This is a genomic window from Aeromonas sp. 25-248, assembly GCF_053005425.1.
Genome location: NZ_JBRKTB010000001.1, coordinates 178,494 through 200,138 on the forward strand (window position 1 = coordinate 178,494; position 21,645 = coordinate 200,138).

Annotated in this window: 23 protein-coding genes and 1 riboswitch; of the genes, 6 read left to right on the forward strand and 17 right to left on the reverse strand. The window is 61.3% G+C overall.

What is annotated here, in order from left to right:
- Positions 1 to 90: 90 nt before the first annotated feature.
- Positions 91 to 260: riboswitch (M-box (ykoK) riboswitch) on the reverse strand.
- Positions 261 to 437: 177 nt separating this feature from the next.
- The 13 genes from flgL to ACVDHI_RS00930 all read right to left on the reverse strand — a co-directional run bounded on the left by flgL (position 438) and on the right by ACVDHI_RS00930 (position 13,157).
- On the reverse strand, positions 438 to 1,646 hold the full coding sequence (flgL, locus tag ACVDHI_RS00870) for a flagellar hook-associated protein FlgL (RefSeq protein WP_010675285.1): 1,209 nt from the start codon (positions 1,644 to 1,646) through the stop codon (positions 438 to 440).
- 3 nt (positions 1,647 to 1,649) lie between these two features.
- Entirely contained in the window at positions 1,650 to 3,647 is a 1,998-nt protein-coding gene (flgK, locus tag ACVDHI_RS00875) for a flagellar hook-associated protein FlgK (RefSeq protein ID WP_039040236.1), read from the reverse strand.
- Positions 3,648 to 3,650: 3 nt separating this feature from the next.
- A complete protein-coding gene (gene flgJ, locus ACVDHI_RS00880; RefSeq protein ID WP_042017546.1) occupies positions 3,651 to 4,751 on the reverse strand; it encodes a flagellar assembly peptidoglycan hydrolase FlgJ in 1,101 nt (366 codons plus the stop codon).
- Between the two features lie 46 nt (positions 4,752 to 4,797).
- Positions 4,798 to 5,895 (reverse strand): flagellar basal body P-ring protein FlgI, encoded by a 1,098-nt coding sequence (locus tag ACVDHI_RS00885; RefSeq protein ID WP_010675288.1) that lies wholly within the window; start codon positions 5,893 to 5,895, stop codon positions 4,798 to 4,800.
- A 60-nt stretch (positions 5,896 to 5,955) separates the two neighbouring features.
- Positions 5,956 to 6,627, reverse strand: a complete 672-nt coding sequence (flgH, locus tag ACVDHI_RS00890; RefSeq protein WP_010675289.1) for a flagellar basal body L-ring protein FlgH — start codon at positions 6,625 to 6,627, stop codon at positions 5,956 to 5,958.
- A 16-nt stretch (positions 6,628 to 6,643) separates the two neighbouring features.
- Positions 6,644 to 7,432 carry a flagellar basal-body rod protein FlgG gene (gene flgG, locus ACVDHI_RS00895; protein ID WP_010675290.1) on the reverse strand — a complete coding sequence of 263 codons (789 nt, stop codon included), beginning with the start codon at positions 7,430 to 7,432 and terminating at the stop codon, positions 6,644 to 6,646.
- 14 nt (positions 7,433 to 7,446) lie between these two features.
- On the reverse strand, positions 7,447 to 8,193 hold the full coding sequence (flgF, locus tag ACVDHI_RS00900; RefSeq protein ID WP_010675291.1) for a flagellar basal-body rod protein FlgF: 747 nt from the start codon (positions 8,191 to 8,193) through the stop codon (positions 7,447 to 7,449).
- A 146-nt stretch (positions 8,194 to 8,339) separates the two neighbouring features.
- Entirely contained in the window at positions 8,340 to 9,686 is a 1,347-nt protein-coding gene (gene flgE / locus ACVDHI_RS00905) for a flagellar hook protein FlgE (protein ID WP_039040233.1), read from the reverse strand.
- A gap of 10 nt (positions 9,687 to 9,696) precedes the next feature.
- Positions 9,697 to 10,434: a flagellar hook assembly protein FlgD gene (locus ACVDHI_RS00910; protein WP_042879599.1), complete on the reverse strand. Its 738-nt coding sequence runs from the start codon at positions 10,432 to 10,434 to the stop codon at positions 9,697 to 9,699.
- Between the two features lie 90 nt (positions 10,435 to 10,524).
- On the reverse strand, positions 10,525 to 10,944 hold the full coding sequence (flgC, locus tag ACVDHI_RS00915; RefSeq protein ID WP_005329775.1) for a flagellar basal body rod protein FlgC: 420 nt from the start codon (positions 10,942 to 10,944) through the stop codon (positions 10,525 to 10,527).
- Positions 10,941 to 11,342, reverse strand: coding sequence for a flagellar basal body rod protein FlgB (gene flgB / locus ACVDHI_RS00920; protein WP_010675294.1), 402 nt, complete (start codon positions 11,340 to 11,342; stop codon positions 10,941 to 10,943). The genes flgC and flgB overlap by 4 nt, the downstream gene beginning before the upstream one ends.
- Before the next feature lie 61 nt (positions 11,343 to 11,403).
- A complete protein-coding gene (locus tag ACVDHI_RS00925; RefSeq protein ID WP_180906936.1) occupies positions 11,404 to 12,228 on the reverse strand; it encodes a CheR family methyltransferase in 825 nt (274 codons plus the stop codon).
- Between the two features lie 17 nt (positions 12,229 to 12,245).
- Positions 12,246 to 13,157, reverse strand: coding sequence for a chemotaxis protein CheV (locus ACVDHI_RS00930; protein ID WP_010675296.1), 912 nt, complete (start codon positions 13,155 to 13,157; stop codon positions 12,246 to 12,248).
- 237 nt (positions 13,158 to 13,394) lie between these two features.
- On the opposite strand from ACVDHI_RS00930, the gene flgA reads away from it, so the two are divergent.
- The 3 genes from flgA (at position 13,395) to ACVDHI_RS00945 (ending at position 14,828) form a co-directional block, all read left to right on the forward strand.
- On the forward strand, positions 13,395 to 14,000 hold the full coding sequence (gene flgA / locus ACVDHI_RS00935) for a flagellar basal body P-ring formation chaperone FlgA (RefSeq protein ID WP_029314756.1): 606 nt from the start codon (positions 13,395 to 13,397) through the stop codon (positions 13,998 to 14,000).
- 94 nt (positions 14,001 to 14,094) lie between these two features.
- Positions 14,095 to 14,415, forward strand: a complete 321-nt coding sequence (gene flgM / locus ACVDHI_RS00940) for a flagellar biosynthesis anti-sigma factor FlgM (protein WP_010675298.1) — start codon at positions 14,095 to 14,097, stop codon at positions 14,413 to 14,415.
- Positions 14,412 to 14,828, forward strand: coding sequence for a flagella synthesis protein FlgN (locus tag ACVDHI_RS00945; RefSeq protein WP_039040232.1), 417 nt, complete (start codon positions 14,412 to 14,414; stop codon positions 14,826 to 14,828). Before flgM ends, ACVDHI_RS00945 begins: the two co-directional genes overlap by 4 nt.
- A gap of 43 nt (positions 14,829 to 14,871) precedes the next feature.
- Here the strand turns inward: ACVDHI_RS00945 and yfcE are convergent, their stop codons facing one another.
- Together yfcE and ACVDHI_RS00955 are read right to left on the reverse strand one after the other, a co-directional pair.
- The gene (yfcE, locus tag ACVDHI_RS00950; protein ID WP_042017538.1) at positions 14,872 to 15,414 is read right to left on the reverse strand and encodes a phosphodiesterase; all 543 of its coding nucleotides are present in this window, start codon (positions 15,412 to 15,414) and stop codon (positions 14,872 to 14,874) included.
- Positions 15,415 to 15,424: 10 nt separating this feature from the next.
- Entirely contained in the window at positions 15,425 to 17,062 is a 1,638-nt protein-coding gene (locus ACVDHI_RS00955) for a peptide ABC transporter substrate-binding protein (protein ID WP_039040230.1), read from the reverse strand.
- A gap of 290 nt (positions 17,063 to 17,352) precedes the next feature.
- On the opposite strand from ACVDHI_RS00955, the gene ACVDHI_RS00960 reads away from it, so the two are divergent.
- Positions 17,353 to 18,255: a DMT family transporter gene (locus tag ACVDHI_RS00960; protein WP_221365622.1), complete on the forward strand. Its 903-nt coding sequence runs from the start codon at positions 17,353 to 17,355 to the stop codon at positions 18,253 to 18,255.
- A gap of 48 nt (positions 18,256 to 18,303) precedes the next feature.
- On the opposite strand, the gene rsuA is transcribed toward ACVDHI_RS00960, so the two are convergent.
- On the reverse strand, positions 18,304 to 18,996 hold the full coding sequence (gene rsuA / locus ACVDHI_RS00965; RefSeq protein WP_039040228.1) for a 16S rRNA pseudouridine(516) synthase RsuA: 693 nt from the start codon (positions 18,994 to 18,996) through the stop codon (positions 18,304 to 18,306).
- 172 nt (positions 18,997 to 19,168) lie between these two features.
- Here rsuA and ACVDHI_RS00970 point away from each other — a divergent pair, with 172 nt between their 5' ends.
- On the forward strand, positions 19,169 to 20,359 hold the full coding sequence (locus tag ACVDHI_RS00970; RefSeq protein WP_447211582.1) for an HD-GYP domain-containing protein: 1,191 nt from the start codon (positions 19,169 to 19,171) through the stop codon (positions 20,357 to 20,359).
- Here the strand turns inward: ACVDHI_RS00970 and ACVDHI_RS00975 are convergent.
- A complete protein-coding gene (locus ACVDHI_RS00975; RefSeq protein WP_010675305.1) occupies positions 20,356 to 20,544 on the reverse strand; it encodes a hypothetical protein in 189 nt (62 codons plus the stop codon). The genes ACVDHI_RS00970 and ACVDHI_RS00975 overlap by 4 nt on opposite strands.
- Before the next feature lie 178 nt (positions 20,545 to 20,722).
- Between ACVDHI_RS00975 and ACVDHI_RS00980 the strand changes: the two genes are divergently transcribed.
- Positions 20,723 to 21,616 carry an EamA family transporter gene (locus ACVDHI_RS00980; RefSeq protein WP_447211583.1) on the forward strand — a complete coding sequence of 298 codons (894 nt, stop codon included), beginning with the start codon at positions 20,723 to 20,725 and terminating at the stop codon, positions 21,614 to 21,616.
- Positions 21,617 to 21,645: the final 29 nt, after the last annotated feature.

Below are 21,645 nucleotides of genomic sequence, written 5' to 3' on the forward strand. Positions count from 1 at the left end.
GAACGCCTCCGGCACCTGGCCGGATGCAACGGCAAGAAAACAGCAATTTGATTGACGAGTAACAGGCAGGAAATGACGCCGTCCGGCGTGTTTTCATCCCCACGTACCAGCTTTAGCACTGCATAACGTATCCGGCATGCCGGAAGCCACTTGGGTTGACACCTTAATCCGATGAAAACTGTCCTGATCTTGGGCGTCTCTGGACGTCGTGAGATCAGTGGCCTGTGTTTATGCAGGAGCCTCGCCTAACGAGATGCTGCGAACATTGATTGCACGGCGCGACCGTGCGGGCTGCATCATCTGCCCAGGCACAGGTCGAGTCAAGGCAAACGGGCCCCTGGCAACGGGTTGTTACAAATTGGCCGGACGGCGGGCCCTTCATGAAACGAGGCTCCCCCGTGCGTGGCACGGGGGAGCCTGCGGTCAACGGATGAACGTCAGCGGATATAGTCGAAGAGGGTCAGCTTGCTTATCTTGCTGAAGGCGAGCTGGGAGGCGCTCATGGCTGCATCCTCCTTGGAGAGGGCCGCGATCACCTCGTACATGTCCGCCTCGGACACCTTGGCCCGCGCCTGCTGGTTCAGGGTGCTGAGTCCGTCGTTGGAGCTCATCACCTGCTCCAGGCTGTTCATCCTTCCCCCCAGCTCCCCCAGTCCCCGGTCTATCTTGGTTCTGGCGTTGCTCATGTGGGTGGTGGCATCGGAGACCGCCAGCTGGAAATCGCTCTCGGACAGGGTCGGATCGCGCATGGCGGAGATGAAATCGGACATGCCATTGAGGATGTTGTCGTTTTTCGGGGTATCCAGCACGAAGTTCTGGGTCGCCGACCCCGCAGGGAGGTCGAGGGTGAGCGCCAGGCCGTTGAAGGGGATCTTGTTGCCCGCCACATAGTCGCCGCTTTGCAGCAGGGTGCCACCGCTGTCACGGATCTCGTAGGTGTCCGGCGGCCCGGCCAGGGTGCTGACCGCATACTGGTTGCTCGGCAGGGAAGCATCATAGTTGTTGCGATAGAAACTCTCGAAGTTCCCCTGATCCGCCACCGACACCTGGATGTTGCCACTGGCGGCGCTGGCGGTGCGCCGGGTCGCCACCATCTCGAACAGATCGAAACCGGAGTCGTTGGCCGGGATCTGCACCGTGGGAGAGACCTGGATGTTGCGCTGCCCCGTGTCCCCCTGGAACACATAGTTGCCACTGGCATCCTTGACGAAGGGCTGGGTCTTGCTCTGATTGCCGCCGAAGATGTACTCCCCCTGGGAGTTCTTGCTGTTCATCAGGTCGAACATCTGCTTTTGCAGCCCCTCCAGTTCGCTCGCGATGGCGTTGCGCTCCTCGGAGCCCATGGCGGAGTTGTTCGCCTTCTGGATCAGGGTCTGGGCACTCAGCATGGCGTTGTTGAGGGAGGTCAGCACCGTCTCCTCGTGGCCCAGGCTGTTCTCCAGCAGGCTGCCGTTGACGCCGTACTGCTTGAAGAGATCGATCTCCTTGGTCAGCGCCATCTTCTGGCTCATGCCGGCCGGGTCCTCCCCGGAGCGGGAGAATTTATCCCCCGTCATCAACTGGTTGTAGGCGGTGTTCTGGCGCTCGCTCACCTTGCTCATGGAGGCAAGGTTGCGGTCATAGATCATGTTGGTGGTGATGCGCATGACTTACCTCACGGAGGAGAGCAGGGTGTCGAAGATGGTCTTGGCGGTGTTCACTATCTGGGCCGAGGCCGCATAGGACTGCTGGAAGCGGATGAGGTTGGCCGCCTCCTCCTCCAGATTGACGCCGGAGACACTCTCGAAGATGGCGGTACTCTGGGTCAGCTTCGCCTCGTTGGCCTGCAGCAGGGTCTTGGCCTGGCTGGTCTTGTTGCCAATGCCGCTCACCAGACCCGAGTAGGCATCGTTGAAGGTCATCTTGTCGTTGCTGGTGGCGGCGTTGTTGTTCTTGCGCACCAGCTCCTTGTTCTGCAGCTCCGCCAGCGCCAGGCCGTTGGCGTTGTCCGCAAAGCCGTCCTTGTTGTAGCTGAGCGTGAAGCTGTCGTTGGCCTCCACCTTGCCGGTGATGCTGAACTCATAGCCCGGGCTCTGGGTCGGATCGGCGTAGACCTTGGGCCCCCCCAGGGGGCTCTCGAGGGCGGCCATCAGGTTCTTCCCCTTGCTGGAGGCGGGGGCCACACCGAGCAGGTTGTTGTTCTTGTCATAGACCTCGTAGTTGCCGCTGCCGTCGATCTTGATGACCTGGGGGGCACTCGGGTCCAGAGTGTTGGTGCCAAAACCCGAGCCCGTGCCGGTGTTGTAGACACCGCCCAGCGTTATCTCGCCCGAGCCCAGGTTCTGGGATCCCTTGTCCGCCTTCAGGGGGGATGCCAGCGCGATATCCTCGGGACGGGTGATCGCCTGCTCCAGGTTGGCAGCCGCATTCCGGGTGGGTTGCAACAAGATCTTGTCACCCGCGACCGGAGTGCCGGAGAGATCGATTTCGATGCCGTGCCCCGCCACCTCGAAGGTGGCTGGCGGCGTGGTCCCCGTGGCGAGCGAGGTACGCTGCCCGCTGCCGTCGATGGAGAATACCTCGTAACCGGTGGCGCTGTTGAACCGCACCTCGTAGTCGAAGGTGGTGACCTCGCTCCCCTTGCCGGGGACGAAGTTGACGCTGGCCGCCCCGTTACCCTGGTTGCTGGCGTAGGGCAGCCCCTGGCTTCCCTTGAGGGTGAAGAGATCCCCCCCAAGCTCGTTGTCGAGATCCATCCCCAGCCGGTTCTGCTGGTTCATGGCATCCCCCAGGGCGACGGCCAGCTGCCCCAGCTCCCGCTTGGCGGGCTCCAGATCCCGGCGCGCGGTGAAGAGGCCACCGATGGCACCGCCAATATCCTGGTCGTTGATGCTGGCCTGGTTCTTGCCCAGGGTCAGCTGCAGGGAAGGCTCACGGGAATCCGGGTCCCCCGGCACCACCTTGAACTGGGCCACGCCGCCATCGAGCACCAGGGAGTGCCCTGTGCTCATGTTGACCAGCATGCTGCCATTGGGCTGGGTCACGGTGCGGATCTCCATCTTCTCGGAGAGCTGGCGAATGGCCTCATCCCGCTGATCGAACAGCATCAGGTTCTCTTCAGGGGAGCCCTGGGTACGGACAATGGCCTGGTTCAGATCGTTGATGCTGTTCAGCAGGCTGTTCACCCTGTCCGTCTCGTCCCCAATGGTGGCGTTGATGGTATCGGACTGCTTGTCGAGCTGGGCGGAGAGGGTATGGAATCTGTCCACCATGCCGCTCAGTTCACTCAGGGTCGTCTTGCGCCCCCCGATCTCGGACGGTGACTCGTTGGCGGTGTGGAAAGCCTTGAAGTAGGAGGTGATGGTGGTCCCCACGCTGTTGCTGGCATCACCGAGCAGGCTGTCGAGCCGGAACAGTTGATCGTAGCGGGTGTTGGCCGCCTGATAGGCGGACGTATCCCGGCGCACCTCGGCCTGGGCATAGGCGTTGATGATGCGCTCGCTCACCATGTCGCCCGTCCCCAATCCGACGGAATTGGTGTAGATCAGGGTGCGTTCACGTACATAGCCCTGGCTATTGACGTTCACTATGTTGTTGCTGGTGGTCTGCAGCAGTCGCTGCTGGGCCAACACACCCGAGGTCCCAATTCCAAGCAGATCGCTTGCCATAGCTTACAGCTCCATCTCTGTGTTCCTGTCTGCAATGTTGCCGGGCGTCGAGTAACCGGCGATGGCATCACTGCGCAACACTTGTTTAAGTTTCCTGGCGTACTGGGGATCGGTGGCATAACCGGCCTGCTGCAACGCCTCGAAGTAACGGTCCGGGCTGTCCACCTTGGCCAGCGCCCCCTTGTAGCGACTCCCCGAGGTCAGGAAATCCACGTAGTCGTTGAAGCTCTCTTCGAACGACTCGTAGGAGCGAAACGCCGCTTTCTGGCGCGAGGCCACCCCTTGCTCGTATTCCAGGGTGCTCACCACCGCCTTGGGGCCTTCCCAACGCGGATCGGCCTTGATGCCGAACAGGTTGTGCGTCACGTTTCCGTCTGCATCCTTGATCACCCGCTTGCCCCAGCCACTCTCAAGGGCGGCCTGGGCCACCAGCACCGCCGGACTCAACCCCAGCTTGTCCGCCGCCTTCTTGGCCAGCGGCATCAGCCTGTCGACGAACTCTTCCGGGCTATCAAACACCTTGGCGCTGCCATCCAGGGCCGAAGGCCTCTGGCTGCTGCCCATGGGCGGCACGGTGCGGTGGGGGCGTCTTGGCAGGGCCAGCGTACGCTCGGCCCCATTCAGCTCACCCTTCATTTCGTTATCAGCAAAATCTTTGCCAACTTTGGAGGCAGCAATCAGATCGTTGGAGGCACTGGGGGGTTGATAGGGCTTGTAGACCCGCTCGGTACGCTGGGGCAGCTTGAGTACCCGGCCATCCTGATGGGTGAAGGTCTGCTCGGGTGAGAGCTGCCTGGCCACCATCTCGGCAATGCCCAGCCCCCCCTTGCTCGACATGTCGGCAACCCGCTGCTCGTCCAGCATCCCTTCATAGAACTGGGTGTAGCTGCTGTTCATCGGGTTGCCCTCGGTGAGCACCGAGTTGGCCTGGCGCATCCCCTTGAACAGGGTCTGGGTGAAGATGGATTCGAACTGGCGGGCGGCCGCCATCAGGGCCCCTTGCTTCCCCTCCTTGCTCAGGCTCATCTGGCGCAGTTTGTCCAGGTTCTGGACGTCCTGCACCATGCCAATATTGATACCGCTCTGGGTGTCGAACTCTGCCATAACCTACCTCTTTGCCGCCCGTGGCAACCGCTTGCCGCTCACGAAATTACAGAATGACCAGTTGGCCCTGGATCGCGCCCGCCTGCTGCAGCGCCTCCAGGATCGCCATCAGATCCCCGGGGGCGACCCCCACCTGGTTCACCGCCCGCACCAGGTCGTCCAGGGTCGCGCCGGTATCGAGCTTGAACATCCGACCGGGATCCTGCTGCACGTTGATGGTGGAGTTGTTGGTGACCGCCGTCTGCCCGCCAGCGAGCGGATTGGGTTGGGAGACCTGCTGGTTCTCGGCGATGGTGACCGTCAGCCCACCGTGGCTGATGGCCGCCGGGCGCAGCTTGACCTCGCTACCGATGACGATGGTCCCGGTGCGCGAATTCACGATGATCTTGGCGGACTCGCTCGCCGGGTCCACTTCCAGGTTCTCGATGGTGGAGAGGTAGGAGACCCGCTGGGCCGGATCCCGCGGTGCGAATACCTTGATGGAGGTGGCGTCCATCGCCTGGGCGGTGTTCGGACCCACCAGATCGTTGACCACGTCCGCCAGACGGCGGGCGGTGGTGAAGTCCGGCCGGTTCAGGTTGAAGGTGATGGTGTCGCCCTGGCTGAAGGAGTTGGGAACCTCCCGCTCCACGGTCGCCCCGTTGGCGATGCGCCCCACTGTGGGCGTGTTCACCACCACCTTGGAGCCGTCCGCCCCTTCGGCCCCGAGGCCACCGACCACCAGGCTGCCCTGGGCCACCGCATAGACGCGGCCATCCAGCCCTTTCAGGAAGGTCTGGAGCAAGGTGCCGCCACGCAAGCTCTTCGCCTCGCCGATGGCGGAGACGGTGACGTCTATGGTCTGACCCGGCTTGGAGAAGGGGGGCAGATCCGCGTGGATGGCCACCGGCGCCACGTCCTTGATCTTGGGCTTGATGTTGTCAGGCACCTTGATGCCGAAGTTGTTGAGCATGGTCCTGAAGGTCTGCTCGGTGAAGGCGTTGTTCTTCTCCCCCGTGCCGGGCAGGCCCACCACCAGACCGTAACCGATCAGCTGGTTGCTGCGCACTCCTTCCACCGAGGCGAGGTCCTTGATGCGGGATGCGTGCGCCAGCCCGAAGGGCAGCAGGCAGCACAGCAGGGCAAGCAGACGGAATCGGTTCATGACATCTCCTAACAAAACCTTCCTGATCCGGGGCCCGTGAACGCCCCGGACTATTGAGTCTTAAATGGGCCACCAGGGGCCGTTGAAGAAGCTGGTGAGCCAGCCCTGTTCCTGGGTGTTCGCCAGATCCCCGGTACCGCCGTAATAGATACGCGCATTGGCCACCCGCTGGGAGGAGACGCTGTTTTCCGAGCTCACGTCCTCCGGGCGCACCAGACCGGTGATGCGGATATATTCGTTGCCATTGTTGAGCATGATCCACTTCTCGCCGCGCACCAGCAGGTTGCCGTTTGGCAGTACCTTGACCACGCTGACCGAAATGTTGCCCTGCAGGCTGTTGCTCTGATCCGCCTTGGCCTGCCCCTTGAAGGCACTGTTCTGGCCGATGGAGGCCGACAGATCGTAGGGCCCCGCCGTGACCGGCACGCCACCCAGGGTGACGGGGTCGAGCGCCAGCTTGTTGTCCTTGCCGCTCTGGGTGTTGGCCTTTTTCGACGCTGAGGTCGACTCCGCCAACTGGATGGTGATGATGTCACCCACCCGGTGCGCCTTGATGTCCGAGTAGATGCCGTTGACCTGCTCGGGCTGGAAGATGGCGCCGGTCGGGCGCACCGACACCGGCTCAGACTCCCCGTAGACGGGGGCGAAATCCGGGTCATCCGGTTTGGCGGTATTGGGGGTACTGGTGCAACCCGCCAGCGTCAGCAGTCCCAGCATCCATATGGCTTTCATCATGACACTCCTTTCATCAGGTCCGCTGGGTCAGGAAGGACATCATGGAGTCGACGGCGGAGATGACCTTGGAGTTCATCTCGTAGACCCGCTGAGCCTGGATGAGATTCACCAGCTCCTCGGTCACGTTGACGTTGGAGGTCTCCAGCATCCCCTGCTTGATCACCCCCAGCCCGTCCGCGCCGGCAGTCCCCTGAATGGGGGCGCCGCTGGACTGGGTCTCGAGGAAGAGGTTCTCCCCCATGGGCTGCAGGCCGGTGGGGTTGACGAAGTCCGTGGTGTTGATCTGGCCCACCACCTGGGATTGGCCATCTCCCTTGAGCTGGACGGAGACCTGGCCATCCTCCCCCACGGTGACGCTCTGGGCGTTCTCGGGGATCTGGATCTCCGGTTGCAGCGGGTAACCGTTGCCCGGGGTGACGATGGTCCCCTCGTCGTTCAGGGTGAACTGGCCGTTGCGGGTATAGGCGGCGCTGCCATCGGGCAGCTGGATTTCGAAGTAGCCGCGGCCGCTGATCATCAGATCAAGGGAGTTGTCCGTGGTCTGGACGTTGCCCTGACTGTGGTTTTTCTGGGTGGCGACCACCTTGGCCCCCGCCCCCAGCATCAGGCCGGAAGGGAGCTCGGTGTCCGCCGAGGAACGACCGCCAGGCTGGTTGATGTTCTGATAAAGCAGATCCTCGAAGATGGCCCGCGCCTTCTTGTAGCCCACTGTGCTGGCGTTCGCCAGGTTGTTCGAGGTGACCGAGATGTTGGTCTGCTGGGCATCGAGGCCGGTCTTGCTGATCCAGAGTGCAGGATTCATGGGGTGCTCCTTGATTAGCTGATACGCAGCAGCTGGGTTTGTGCCTCGTCGTTCTCCTCGGCGGTCTTCATGATCTTGACCTGAGTTTCAAACTGACGTTGCAAGCGAATAAGGTTGGTCATCTCGTCGACCACGTTGACGTTGCTCCCCTCAAGGGAGCCGGCGATCAGGCCCACATCCGCAGACGCGGCCTCATTCTGGCCATCCTTGCGGCGAAACAGGCCGTCCTGGCCTTTCTCCACCGCATCTGCCGCCGGGTTGACCAGCTTGATACGCTGGAAATCTTCCGGCAGGTTGGCTGCTGCCCCCTCGGGACGGCCGCTGATGGTACCGTCACGATTGATCTCAATTTTCTCCATGGGCAGGGGCAGCACGATGGGCTGACCGGCATCATCCACCACATTCAGACCGGTGGAAGTCTGCAGATTGCCGGTGGCATTGAGCTGCAGGTTGCCCATGCGGGTATAGGCTTCCGCACCGTTGGGATCCTGCACCGCAATCCAGCCTGGCCCATCGACGGCAACGTCAAGATCCCGACCCGTGGTCATCAGCATGCCGTGCTGCAGGTTCTGGCCCGGCCGCTCGGTCATGGCGAACACCCGCGTGGGCAGCCCTTCGCCAAACGCCTGCATGCTGCGCGCCTGCTCGAAGTCAGACTTGAAGCCAATGGTGTTGGCGTTGGCAAGGTTGTTGCCACGAACAGCCAGGCTGTTCATGTTCTCCTTGGCCCCGGACATGGCGATGTAAAGCAGGTGATCCATGGGATCCTCCGTCAAACAGATGACTCTCACAGCTCAACTGCAAGTTGAATGCCAATAGAGATGACGAAGACGGAATGAAAGGAGGAAATGAGGCGGGACGGAAATGACAAGGGGCGCCGAAGCGCCCCTGCCAACTACCCGCCGTCTTAGCGGATCTGCAGTATGTTCTGCTGCAGGGAGCTGTTCACTTCCAGGGAACGGGAGTTCGCCTGGAAGTTGCGCTGGGCAGTGATGAGATCGACCAGCTCGGTGGTGAGATCCACGTTGGACTGCTCCAGTGCCGACGACTTGATGGAGCCGAACGTGCCGGAGTTCGGGGTGCCGGGCAAGGCATCGCCAGAGAGCAGGGACTGGCGCCAGGAGGTGTCGCCGACCTGGGTGAGCCCCTGGGCATTGGCAAACTTCGCCATGGCCACCATGGCCACCTTGACGGTGGTGGCGTTGCTGTAAGTGGCGGAGACAATGCCATCCGCCCCGATCTCCACCTTGGTCAGGCGACCGACGGTGGAGCCGTCCTGGGTCAGCTTGCTCACTTCAAAGGGGGAGGCGTACTGGGTCACGGTACCAAGCTTGAACTCAATCTCCTGGGTGCCATCGGCGCCATTGGTGATGATACCAGCCCCTGTCGCCCCCAGGGGTTCCGTCTTGATGACCGCCGGGGTGGTGGGTGTGACCATCTTGCCGGAGGCATCGAAGGTCACCCGGGCGCTCAGGGGAGCCTGGCTCAGACCGGTCGCCATGGTGGTGGCCGTACCGCCTACGATGTCGATGGGCTTGTCCCCTTCATAGAGGTACATGCGCCAGGCAGTCGGCACCGCCGCTTGGGTAGGATCGGCCGGATCCGCTTCCTTGGTGAAGTACTGGGTGATGGTGTGTGGCTCGCCCAGGGAGTCATAGACCACCACGGAGGTGGAGGAGGAGTAGGTGGTCGAGTCCGTGGGATCGAATTTGGAGGCATTGACATCCATCAGCGTTTTCGTGCTGGAAGGCAGGTTGAAGCCAGCCTCGACCGTCGTGGTCTGCACCGGCTCACCGGCCTTGTCCGGGATCTGGATGGGCTTGGTGGCATTGATGCTCACCGCCTTGGGGGTGCCGTCAGAGTTGATCTCGTACCCCTGCAGATAACCGCCGGAGTTGCTGACCATGTAGCTGCTTTCATTGAGCTTGAAGGCGCCCGCACGGGTGTAGGTGCGATCCAGGTTGGTCAGGCCGTCCGAGGTCACGAAGAAGCCGTTGCCCTGGATGGCAAGATCCAGCGCGTTGTTGGTGAATTGCAGCGCGCCCTGGTGGAACTGCTGGGCCACAGCGCCAGTCGCCACCCCGTTGCCGACCTGGGTCTTGGCGTTGACGAAGATGGAGTTGGCGTAGACGTCGGCAAACTCGGCACGGGACTCCTTGAAGCCGGTGGTATTGACGTTGGCAATGTTGTTCGCGGTGACGTTCAGGTCTTTTTGAGCCGCATTGATGCCGCTGAGGGCATTGTTGAATGACATGTCTTTCTCCTTAGATCACTGCGTTAGAGGACGAAGCCGACTGGGTGGTGGTCTTGCCGGTCGTCGCGCCAATTTCCAATACATCGGTCAGGTAGATGCCACCCAGTCCCTTGAGTTTGAGGGTGCTGGGGTTGGTGCTCGTTCCCAGGGTGACGCTCTCCACCTTGGCGTAAGTCAGGGCGGGGACGCTCTCCGACTTGCCGTCGACGGTGGCATGCGCCTCTATCGAATACTTGCCGCTCTTGGCCTGGTTGCCGGACTTGTCCTTGCCATCCCATTCGAAGGCCACGTTCCCCTTGTGGCTCCCTTCGATGGCGAACTCCCTGATGACCTGGCCGCTCTCGTCCTTCACCGTCACCTTGATGTTGCTGCCGCCATCGCCGGTGGCGATGACCCCCGTGAGGGTGCCCCCCTTCTCCACGTAACCCGTGTTGGACGGGATCAGCACGTTCTGCCCCACCAGCGCGGAGGCCTGCAGCGCCTGGCTGGAGGTCATCAGGCTGTTGAGGCTCTCCATCTGGGTGGAGAGACTGCTGATCCCCTGAGACGTCGACATCGAGGTCATCTGGGAAAGCATCTGGGCGTTGTCCACCGGTTTGAACGGATCCTGATAGGAGAGCTGCATGGTCAGCAGCTTCAGGAAGGACTCCTGATCCAGCTCCTTTTTCTGGGTACTGGTGTTGGCCGTACTGGTCTGGGCCGACGTCGTCCGGTTGACACCCAGCAGGCTGTCATAGGTATCTGCCACTTATGCTCCCCCCTCTAGGGCGTGCCCATTGGGCCGATTGTTGCCGCCTGGCAGGCGATCATGGGTCACTCTCATCCGAGTTCACCTCTGTCAGGACTTGCCCAGACCCAGGGTCTGCTGCAACATTTTCTTGGCCGCGTCGGCCACCTGGACGTTGGTCTGGTAGCTGCGCGACGCCGCTATCATGTCCGCCATCTCTTCCACCATGTTGACGTTGGGCTTGAAGATGAAGCCATCCTTGTCCGCCATGGGGTGATTCGGGTTGTACTCCTTGAGCAGGGGCGCATCACTCTCGACGATGCCCTTCACATCCACCCCGACCGAGGCCTGCTTGTCGGACATGGCCTGATCCAGCTGGGCGGCAAAGACTGGCCGCCTGGCGTGGTAAGTTTTTTCCACGCTGGAGCTGACACTGTCAGCGTTGGCCATGTTGCTCGCCACCGTGTTGAGGCGAACGGACTGCGCGCTCATGGCAGAGCCTGCAATGTCAAAGACCTTGAACAAACTCATCCTTGCTCTCCTTTCAGTGCCTTGAGCAGGCCGCTTATCTTGCTGTTCATGAATTCAAGGGAGGCCTGGTATTCGAGGCTGTTGCGCAGGAACTCGCTGCGCTCCTGCTGCACGTCCACCGTGTTGCCGTCACCGGTATCCGGTTGCAGGGGATTGCGGTACTGGGTCGTGCCCGGGGTATCCATCTGCAAGGCGAAGTGCTTCTCGCTGGTGGTGCTGAGCCCGAACCCTTGCTGGCCCTGGGCATCCTGCAACGCCTGTGAGAAGTCGATGTCACGGGCCTTGAAGCCCGGCGTGTCCGCATTGGCGATGTTGCTGGACAACACCTCGGCACGCTTGGCGCGCACGCTCAGCGTGTACTGATGAACACCGAATGCCTTGTCGAATGAAATTGCCATAGCACACCTCCTGCTTCATGAATATTTAGCAAGAGGTGTGCCAAGAGGGTATTGAGCGGGGTTATTTGACCTTGTAGACGATGCCGGGGTTGCAGCGGATCATCTCGAACTTGTCGGTGAGGCCGGCCAGAGACTCTGAGGCCCCCAGCATCAGGTAGCCGCCAGGATTGAGGCTGCTGGCGAACTGGTTGAGGATCTTGGATTTCACTTCGGGCGCAAAGTAGATGAGCACGTTGCGGCAGAAGATGATGTCAAACTTGCCGAGCAGGCTGTAGCTCTCCAGCAGGTTGAGGGGACGGAAGCTGGTCAATTTTCTGACACGCTCCACCACCCGCATCTTGTTGTCGCCACAGGGTTCGAAAAAGAGTCGCTTGCGCTCGGGGGAAAGCCCGCGAGCCAGCGCCAGGCTGTCGTAGACCCCCTCCTTGCACTGGTTGAGCATGGTGCTGGAGATATCGGTCCCCACTATCTGCACCCCGCCCGGCAAGGTACCCGGCCGCTTGACTTGCTGCTCCAGCGCCGTCATGGCGATGGAGTAGGGTTCCTGCCCGGATGAAGAGGCGGCAGACCATATCTTGATGGGACGACCGCTCTTGCCAAGCTCCGGGAAAATCTTGTCGCTCAGCAGCTGGAACGGATAGGTATCGCGAAACCACAGGGTCTCGTTGGTGGTCATGGCATCGACCACCGCCATCTTGAGCTCCCGCTCGCGCACACCCATCGCCCGGGTGACCAGATCAGACAGACTCTCGATACCAAACTGAGTCATCAAGGGCGACAGGCGGCTCTTGACCAGATACTGTTTGTTGTCACCCAGCACTATGCCGCTCTGTTGCGCCAGAAAATTGCTGAATTGCCTGTATAAGTCGTCCGAAAGTGTCTTCATGCAGTTGTTCTTCTTGATTAGAGAGCGCCTTGTACGGCCTTGGCCAATTCATCCGGCTGGAATTTGGCAATGAAATTGTTCGCTCCGACTTTCTGCACCATGGCCTGATTGAACACCCCACTGAGGGAAGTGTGCAGGATAACATGCAAATCCTTGAGGTTGGGATTGTTGCGGATCTCGGCGGTGAAGGTATAACCGTCCATCTCCGGCATCTCGATGTCCGAAATGACCAGGGCTATCTGATCCTTGATGGGACCGTTCTTGGACATCTCCAGCAACATGTTGAGCGCTTCCCGTCCATCCTTGGCCAGCACGCACTGCACCCCGATAGCCTCCAGTGCCCGTTGAACCTGCTTGCGCGCCACCGAAGAGTCGTCCGCAACCAGCACGGGACGCCCGTGAGGATTGCGCTCCACGCTTGCTTCCACCAGTTCGGTGGACACCTCGGTGGAGACCGGCGAGATCTCGTTGAGAATGCGCTCCACGTCCAGGATCTCCACCAGCTCACCATCTACCTCGGTCACCGCCGTCATGTAGTTGATGCGACCAGCCCCTTTGGGTGGCGGCAGGATGGACTCCCAGTTCATGTTGATGATGCGCTCGACCGAGTGGACCAGGAAACCCTGAATGGAACGGTTGTACTCGGAGATGATGATGAAGCACTTGGAGAGGTCCTGGATGGGGCGCTTGCCCATCGCCATGCTGAGATCGATCACCGAGATGGTCTGGCCACGGATATGTGCCACGCCGCGAATGCAGGAGTTGAGCTTGGGCATGACGGTCAGAGGGGGACACTGCAGCACCTCGCGTACCTTGAATACGTTGATGCCAAATCTTTGACGTCCATTGAGACGAAACAACAGCAGCTCCAGCCTGTTTTGTCCCACTAGCTGGGTTCGCTGGTTGACCGAGTCCAGAATACTCGCCATAAACACTCCCTAAAAATGCTTGGCACTGATCGTGCATGTCATTATGCATGCACATTGGCTTGCATCAGATCATCGTTGTTTCAACAACCGAATAATTCTGGAGCAAGCATAGTTAACTACGGTGGTATACGTGAATAACTTATCGACCGGTAAGCAAAAATGATTAGTAGACTTTTCCTTATCTTACTGCCGTTTTGCAGTCTGTCTCACGCCATGGCGTCCGAGGTCACCGACTATCTGCAAGAACAGGCACAGGCGTTCGTGCTCGACCAGCTCGATATTCCCCTCGATGCACAGGCCGACGTCAAGGCCGGTACCATTGACGAGCGCCTCCCCCTCACGCGCTGCGAAGATGCCCTCACCATTTCCCTCCCCGCCAGGATGGAGATCCGTCGCAACACTACCGTCTACCTCAAGTGCGAGGGAGACAAATCCTGGGATCTCTATCTACCGGTCCGGGTCAGCATCCAGAAACCCTATGTCACCGTCGCCGTCCCGGTTGCCAAGGGAGACATTCTGAGTGAACCCATGCTGACCCTGGCATACCAGGACCAGACCCTGATCCGTGGCGACTACCTTACCGACCCGACCGCCCTCATCGGGGTACGCAGCAAGCGTGAGCTCAAACCGGGCCAGCCAATCAGGCTCACCCAGGTGTGCGTGGTCTGCAAGGGGGACCAAGTCACCCTGAGCGCCGAAAACAGCAGCATGCAGATCAAAACCATGGCCCGCGCCTTGCAAGATGGCAGCTTCGGAGACATGATCCGGCTTGTCAACACGCGCTCGGGCAGAACGGTGCAAGGCCAGGTCAGTGCAGTGGGCTCCGTGGTCGTGACATTCTGACACATGAATGCACTGCGCAATTTTTTTCTAAAGTTCTGACCGCCGTCACCGATAAACAGGTAAGCGAACAGCAAAGCAGACGAAGGTAAACCTTATGGCTATCAACAATATCAACAACTTGGCTAACAACCGCCTGCAAAACAGCGGCAGCAGCCAAGGTGTAGCCACCAAGTCGGCGACCTCCAGCGAGAGCAGCCGTGCGACGACCGTCAAGAGCGACTCTGTCTCCTTGACCAGTGAGGCGCAGCAATTGCAACAGATGCAGAAGACCCTCAACACCGCCTCCACCGGTAACGAGAGCCGCGTCGAGAGCCTGAAGAAGGCCGTGGCCAGTGGGGAGTACAAGGTCAACAGCGAAGCCGTAGCCAGAAAGATGTTCAGCTTCGAAGCCGATCTGGATAAACGGTTGGGATGATGGACCTCCCTTCGCTGCTGCGCGCTCAGGACGACAACCTCTCCCAGATGCAAGGCTTGCTGGCAGAGGAGTTCGACCTCCTCAAGGCTCACCGGGCCCTTGCCTTGCCGGCACTCGCCGATCGCAAGCAGCAACTGTTGGTGGCCATCGAGACGCTGGACAAGACTCTGGCAGAGCTACCCGACCTGCAGCAACAGCTGGGCGCCTTCCCGACCCAATTGCAGGCCCTTCAAGCCAAGCTGGAAGCCTGTCAGGAGCAGAACAACCTCAATGGACGTCTGCTCGAACTCAGCATTGTCTCCAATCGCCGTCTCGCCAGCTTCCTCAGCAAGCTCAGAGACAGCAGCTCCCTGACCTATGACGCCAAAGGCAATACCCGCTCAGGCACCCGCTCTTTCGGGATCAAGGCCTGACCTCCTCTCCCCCTTCTGGTTTCCTCTCCTTGTCAGCTCCTAGTCAGAGCACCAGCTGCATCAGGGTTTCTCCATCCTTGCAGGCATGGATGCTCATGCAGCCCTCGTCATAGCGCCCATAACTGGCCACCCACTCGCCCCTTGGAAAACAGATAGACCCCGGGTTCATCAGGAAAATCTCTCCCTCCTGGCGCAGCACAGGCACATGGGTATGACCGCTGATGAACAGGCTCCCTGCTGGCAGGGGCACGTTGCCGGGCTCATAGAGATGACCGTGGCTGACAAACCAGCGCCGCCCATCCACCAGCAGCTGGTTGTAGGGCGCCGTGATGGGGAAGTGGAGCAGCATCTGGTCCACCTCCGAATCACAATTGCCACGCACCGCCATGATGCGGGGGGCCAGCTCGTTGAGCCTTGCCGCCACGGCGGCAGGATCATACCCCGCCGGCACCGGATTACGCGGCCCGTGATTGAGCAGATCCCCGAGCAGCAGATAGTGATCAGGCTGCCAGGGAGCGAGTTGCGCCAGCACCTGCTCGAGGGCAGTCAGACTGCCGTGCAGATCCGAGATAATGGCAATCTTCATTCCACACTCCTCATGGCTGGCTGAAATAGAGATCCTTGGTGGCGATGGCGCCCTTGAGGTTGCGGCTCGGCAAGCCGCGCAGTGCCGGGTCCACCAGTCGCATCTGGTTGTAGTGATAGACGGGGATGACGGGCACCTCCTCCATCAGCAGTTGCTCGGCCTGATGATAGATCCCGGACCGGGCGTTGGCATCCAGGGTCTCGGAAGCCTGCTGCAGCAGACCATCGAAGGCGGGGTTGCAGTAGCCGCTCTCGTTCTGGGGATCCTGGCAGCGGAAACTGCCAAGCATGGACGACGGCTCGACATAATCACCAAACAAAAATGAACGAGCCAGCATGAAATCACCACTGTCCTTGGCGACCTGATAGGCATTCCACTCCATGTTGTTGAGGGAGACTTCGACCCCCAGCGGTTTCCACATGGCCGCCACCGCCAGGGCCAGCTTCTTGTGGTTCTCCGACGTGTTGTAGGTCAGCGTCAGCCTGAGGGGATGGGCGCTGTTGTAGCCCGCCTGGGCCAACAGCGCGGCGGCCCGGGCCAACCGGGTCGGCTGGTCTTCCCGGGAGAGGGGGATATCCAGCTCGTCATAACCCGGCATGGCGGGCAGCAGTGACCAGGCAGAGCGCTCCCCCTGGCCGCTCACCTTCTCGGTCAGCAGGTGGCGATCGATGGCCATGGAGAGCGCCTGGCGCACCCGCACATCCTGCAACTCGGGGCGATTGAGATTGAAAGTATAAAGATAGGTGCCAAGCAGCGGCAGACCCCAGATCCGCTCCGGTGCCTCCTGCATGGTCTTCTGGTAGTACTCCAGCGCCACCTTGTTGGTGAGCTGGATCTCCCCCGCTTCGTAACGCAGCCGCTCCCCATGCTGGGAAGCGAGCGGCAGGTAGGTCACCCGCTGGATCCGGGTATGGGCGTCATCCCAGTACTGGGGGTTGCGTTCGGCTTCGATGCGCTCGTTCACCACCCAGCTCGCCAGCTTGTAGGGGCCATTGCTCACCATCTTGCCTGGCTGGGTCCACTGCTTGCCAAACTGGGCGATGACCCGCTCGTTGACCGGCACGAAGGGGCGCTGGCTGACCAGTTGCAGGAAATAGGGAACAGGGCGCTCCAGGGTCACTTTCAGGATCTGGTCGCTTTCTGCCTCCACCCCCAGGGCATCGAGGTCGAGCGCCCCGGCATAGATGGACTGGGCATTGTTGATGCCGGTCGCCAGCAGCAGGCCGGCGGAGGGGGAAGCCTGCGCCGGGTTCAGCAGCCGCCGCCAGGCGTAGACGAAATCCCGGGCGGTGAGGGGCTCGCCGTTGGACCATTTGAGCTGGGGACGCAGGAAGAAGCGCCACACCAGCCCATCCTCGCTGGTCTCCCAGCGCTGGGCCTGGGCGGGCACTATCTTGCCCTGACCATCCTCGCTCACCAGCCCCTCGAACAGGTCCACCAGCACCACCTCCCCCGGGAAACCGGAGCGGATCAGGGCCGGATCGAGGGACTCGGGTTCGGCGCCATTGCCCTTGACCAGGGTCTGCCTGTCCGACAGCACGGGCTGCTGCACCACGGTAGTGGCCTGAAGCGGCGGCACCGCCATCAACCCGAACAGCAAGGGAGAGAGCCAGCGGCGGGCTGGCCTGGCGGCGAAACGGTAAAACATGACATCAACCTCGTTCAATTCTTTTGACTGCAATGGGGGGAAGGCCGGCGGCGCGCCTGGAACCGAATGCAACATGCCGCGCTTGTTATCCCCGAAGACGACCCGTATTGTATCGGGCCTGCCCGATAGAGGGAGTCTTTCGGGCTATTTTTTTCAAGGTTTTATGACGACACGGCCGCCACGGGTGGGCGCAATCGCCAGAAGGCGCACTCCCCTGCCCCCTTGGCAATCGCCCCGGGGCGATGTGTCGCCTGCAAGTCCGGTTGTCGTCTACCGTTTCAGGGGTCTTTATGGGTTACGAATGGCTGGCGCTGGCTGCCGCCAGTTTATGGGCGATCGCCGCCCTCATCTCCGTCAAACCGGCTCGCCATCTGGGGGCCTTTGCCTACAGCCGCTGGCGGATGTTCCTGGTCAGCCTGATGCTGGCCAGCGCAAGTCTGGTGACGGGAGGCTGGCAGACCCTCACCGAGAGCGCCCTTCCCCTGCTGGCCCTCTCCGGCCTCATCGGCATCTTCGTCGGCGACACCGCCCTCTTTGCCTGCATGAACCGGCTCGGCCCCAGGCGCAGCGGTCTGCTCTTCTCCTGTCACGCCCTCTTCTCCGCCCTGCTCGGGCTCTGGCTCTTTGGCGAGCGGCTCGATGGCTGGCGCCTGCCAGGCGCCTTGCTGGTCCTGGCCGGGGTCATGCTCGCCATTCTGTTTGGTCGTCGTGGCGACAACCAGCAGAACGAATGGGAGCAGGTGCGCGGCCGCCTCGTGGTCGGCATAGCCCTTGGCCTCACCGCAGCCCTGTGCCAGAGCCTCGGAGCCATCATCGCCAAGCCGGTGATGATGAGCGGCACCGTGGACGCGGTGAGCGCTTCCGGCGTGCGCATGGGCAGCGCCCTCTTGGCACACTGCGTCTTGCGGACACTGCGCCTGCCGCTCGCCATGCCGCACAACCCCATCAACCGGCAGGTGCTCGGCATGATAGGCATCAACGGATTTCTGGCGATGACGCTGGGAATGACCCTGATCCTGGTGGCCCTGCGTCAGGGAGATGTGGGCATGGTGGCCATCTTGTCTTCCACCACACCGGTCATTCTGCTGCCCTTGCTGTGGTGGCACTCGGGGATGCGTCCCTCGCTCCCCGCCTGGGCCGGAGCCCTGCTGGCCACCCTGGGCACGGCCCTGGTGCTCGGAATGGGGAACTGAGCCGCCGATGCTCCCCCGCGCCGGACAGGGAGAGAGGCGATCGCGCCCCTAGAACAGAGCCACTTCCTCTTCGGTCAGCTCCCGGTATTCCCCAGGAGCCAGCTCATCGTCCAGAGCCAGATCGCCGATGCGTTCCCGATGCAGCCCGACCACCTTGTTGCCGATGGCGGCGAACATCCGCTTCACCTGGTGATACTTGCCCTCGTGGATAGTCAGGCGTGCTTCCCGCTCGTCCAGGATCTCCAGCTCCGCAGGGCGGGTCTTGTCGTTCTCGTTGCGCAGGTAGATACCGTCGGCAAAGAGCGAGATGGCCTCTTCACTCACGGGATCAGCCAGCCAAACATGGTAGGTCTTCGCACACTCGTGCCGGGGCGACGTGATGCGATGGGACCACTGGCCGTCGTCGGTGATCAGCACCAGCCCGGTGGTATCGAGATCGAGGCGCCCCACCACGTGCAGTTTGCCCATGGCCGGCTCGTCGAGCAGGTGGAACACGGTGGCGTGATCCGGGTCCTCATTGGAGCAGACATATCCTTCCGGCTTGTGCAGCATGAAGTAGCGATTCTGCAGGTTAAGGGTCAAGGTCACACCGTCAAACTCGATCTGGTGTTGCTCATTGATGTGAAAGGCGGGCTGCTTGACCAGCACGCCGTCTACCAGCACTTCCCCCTGACGGATCAGCTTGCCCGCCTGGGAACGGGTCAAATCGGAGCAATCGCAAAGAAATTTGTCGAGCCGCATGCAAAAACCTCGGAATCCATCATGATTGGGGGCGACATTATATCGGTCAGACCCGACAACACCAGTACTAAGCGACAGGGACTCAAGATGGCGCCTGACGCCATGATGTGCCAGTGATAGACTGCCGTCAGCAGACCGACATCACACATAATAATAAGCTCAGGATGTACCCATGAAGCCGACGAAGTCTCACCCCGTCATCCCCGTCAGCCAGCTAAAACCTGGCATGTACGTCATTGCCATTGCCAGCCAGACCGGCGCCATGGAGATTGCCCAGACCGGCATGGTGACCAACCCCCAGCAGGTGGAGGCGCTGATCCGGCGCGGCGTGCTGACGGTGCGGGTGGATCTTGCCCGCAGCAAGCTGCCGGGAGGGGGCTCGGCAAGCCCGGCGGATGTGGTGACAAACGGGGCGGGCTCCTCTCGTCAGATCGGCAGTGGTGAAGGGCGCGAGCTCAAGATCCGTCGGCTCTATCAGGAAGCGCGCGAACTGCAGGGCAAGTTCATTCGCCATCTCAAAGCCGGAGAGCCCATCGACATCACGCCCCTTGCCGCCGTGGCCGAAGAGATGGTCGATACCATGTTCACCCACGGCGATGCCATGCTCTGTCTGGCGCGGATCCGTGCCAAGGATGCCTACCTGATGGAGCACTCCATGAATGTCGCCATCCTCCTGGCGAACTTCGGCCGCTACCTGGGGCTGGATCGCAGCGTGCTCAAGGAGCTGACCCTCGGTGGCCTGCTCCACGACGTGGGCAAGATCATGACCCCGGACGAGGTGCTCAACAAACCGGGCAAGCTCACCGATGAGGAGCTGGAGGTGATGCGCGAGCACGTGGTCCACAGCCACGACATCCTGGCCGCCACCGCCGGCATCACCCCCATCATGCTGGAGGTGGCCGCCAACCATCACGAGCGGATCGATGGCACCGGCTACCCGCAGCGCCTCAAGGGGGATCAGCTCTCCCTCTACACCCGCATGAGCGGCATCGTCGATGTCTACGATGCGGTGACGGCGGACAGGGTCTACAAACAGGGCATGCAGCCAACCCAGGCGTTTCGCATTCTGCTCAAGGGGGTTGATCTGCATTTTGATGCCGACCTGGTAACCAGGTTCATCAAGTGCATGGGGGTCTATCCGGTGGGTACCCTGGTGCAGCTCTCCAACCAGCGCCTGGCCATCGTGATGCAGCGCAACGAACAGCAACCGCTCAAGCCCGTGGTCAAGGTGATCTATCACGCAGGCCATCGCCATTATCTCGAGGTGCAGTGGCTGGATCTCGCCAAAAACGGGGTTCAGGAGACCATAGAGAGCACGGTGGACCCCAAGGAGTTTGGCATCAACCTGGCCAACTTCGTCTAACCTGTCCGGCTTGTTGGCGGCTGCTCACGGCAATGGCGAATGAGGAACTCCTCATCCAGCGGGGAGAGATCGAAGCGCAGGCAGGCCTCTTCGATGGCCCGGATGTCGTGTTGATGGTGTTCGCTGAGCCAGCGCACCGCGCGGCGCAAGTCTTCACCATGGGGCAGCAGGGTATGGTCGCTCATGGAATACCTCCGGTCAGCCATCGACGCCAGCCCGTCAATCCGGGCTCTCACTTTTAGCTTAGCCCGCCCGCACTCGCCCGGCAGACACCTGCGCCCTTGACGGTGCCCACCCTATAGCAGGTATGCTCGACCCCTTCGGCGCCCTGCCGTGCCGGCGCCGCTCAAACAAGGATGCTGCATGCAAACCAAGGACAAGTGTCTGGCCGCCCTGGTCATTCTCTGCTGGGGACTCAACTTCGTTGCCATCAAGTGGGGGCTGGAAGGCATCCCCCCACTGCTGCTGGGAGCACTACGTTTCGTCGGAGTCGCCTTCCCCGCCATTCTGCTGGTTCCCAGGCCTGCCATGCCCTGGCGCTGGCTGCTGGCCTATGGCGGTGCCATCAGCCTGGGCCAGTTTGCCTTCCTGTTCTGCGCCATGAAATTCGGCATGCCCGCCGGCATGGCCTCCCTGGTGCTGCAATCCCAGGTGGTCTTCACCCTGCTGTTCGCCATGATCTGGCTGGGAGAGCGCTGGCAGCCCCACCACTGGGTGGCACTGCCGCTGGCGGGAGCAGGTCTTTATCTCATCGCCACCCATGGCGAGGGCAACCTCACCCTCATCGGGTTTGTGCTGACGCTGTGCGCAGCCGCCTGCTGGGGCCTTGGCAACGTCATCAATCGCCAGATAGGTCTGCGCTATCGCACCTCTCTGCCGAGCCTGGTCGCCTGGGGCGGGCTGGTGCCCATCCTGCCCTTCTTCGCGCTCTCCTGGTTGTTCGAGGGGCCCGAACTCATCGCGAGCAGCCTGCTCAACATCCGTTGGCAGGGCGTCTTGTGCGTGCTCTATCTCTCGTTTATCGCCACCTGGCTCGGTTATGGCCTGTGGGGGAGGCTGCTGATGCGCTATCCGGTGGCCCAGGTTGCCCCCCTCTCCCTGCTGGTGCCCTGTGTCGGCATGGTGGCCGCCGCCCTGCTGCTCGATGAACATCCCACTCCCCTGCAATGGCTGGGCTCGGGTCTGGTGCTGCTCGGCTTCGTGGTGCATCTGCTGGGGGGCAAGATGCGCTTCTTGAAGACCCAAACCGAGGATTGACCTCGCCCGGGAAACTTCCCATCATGGGT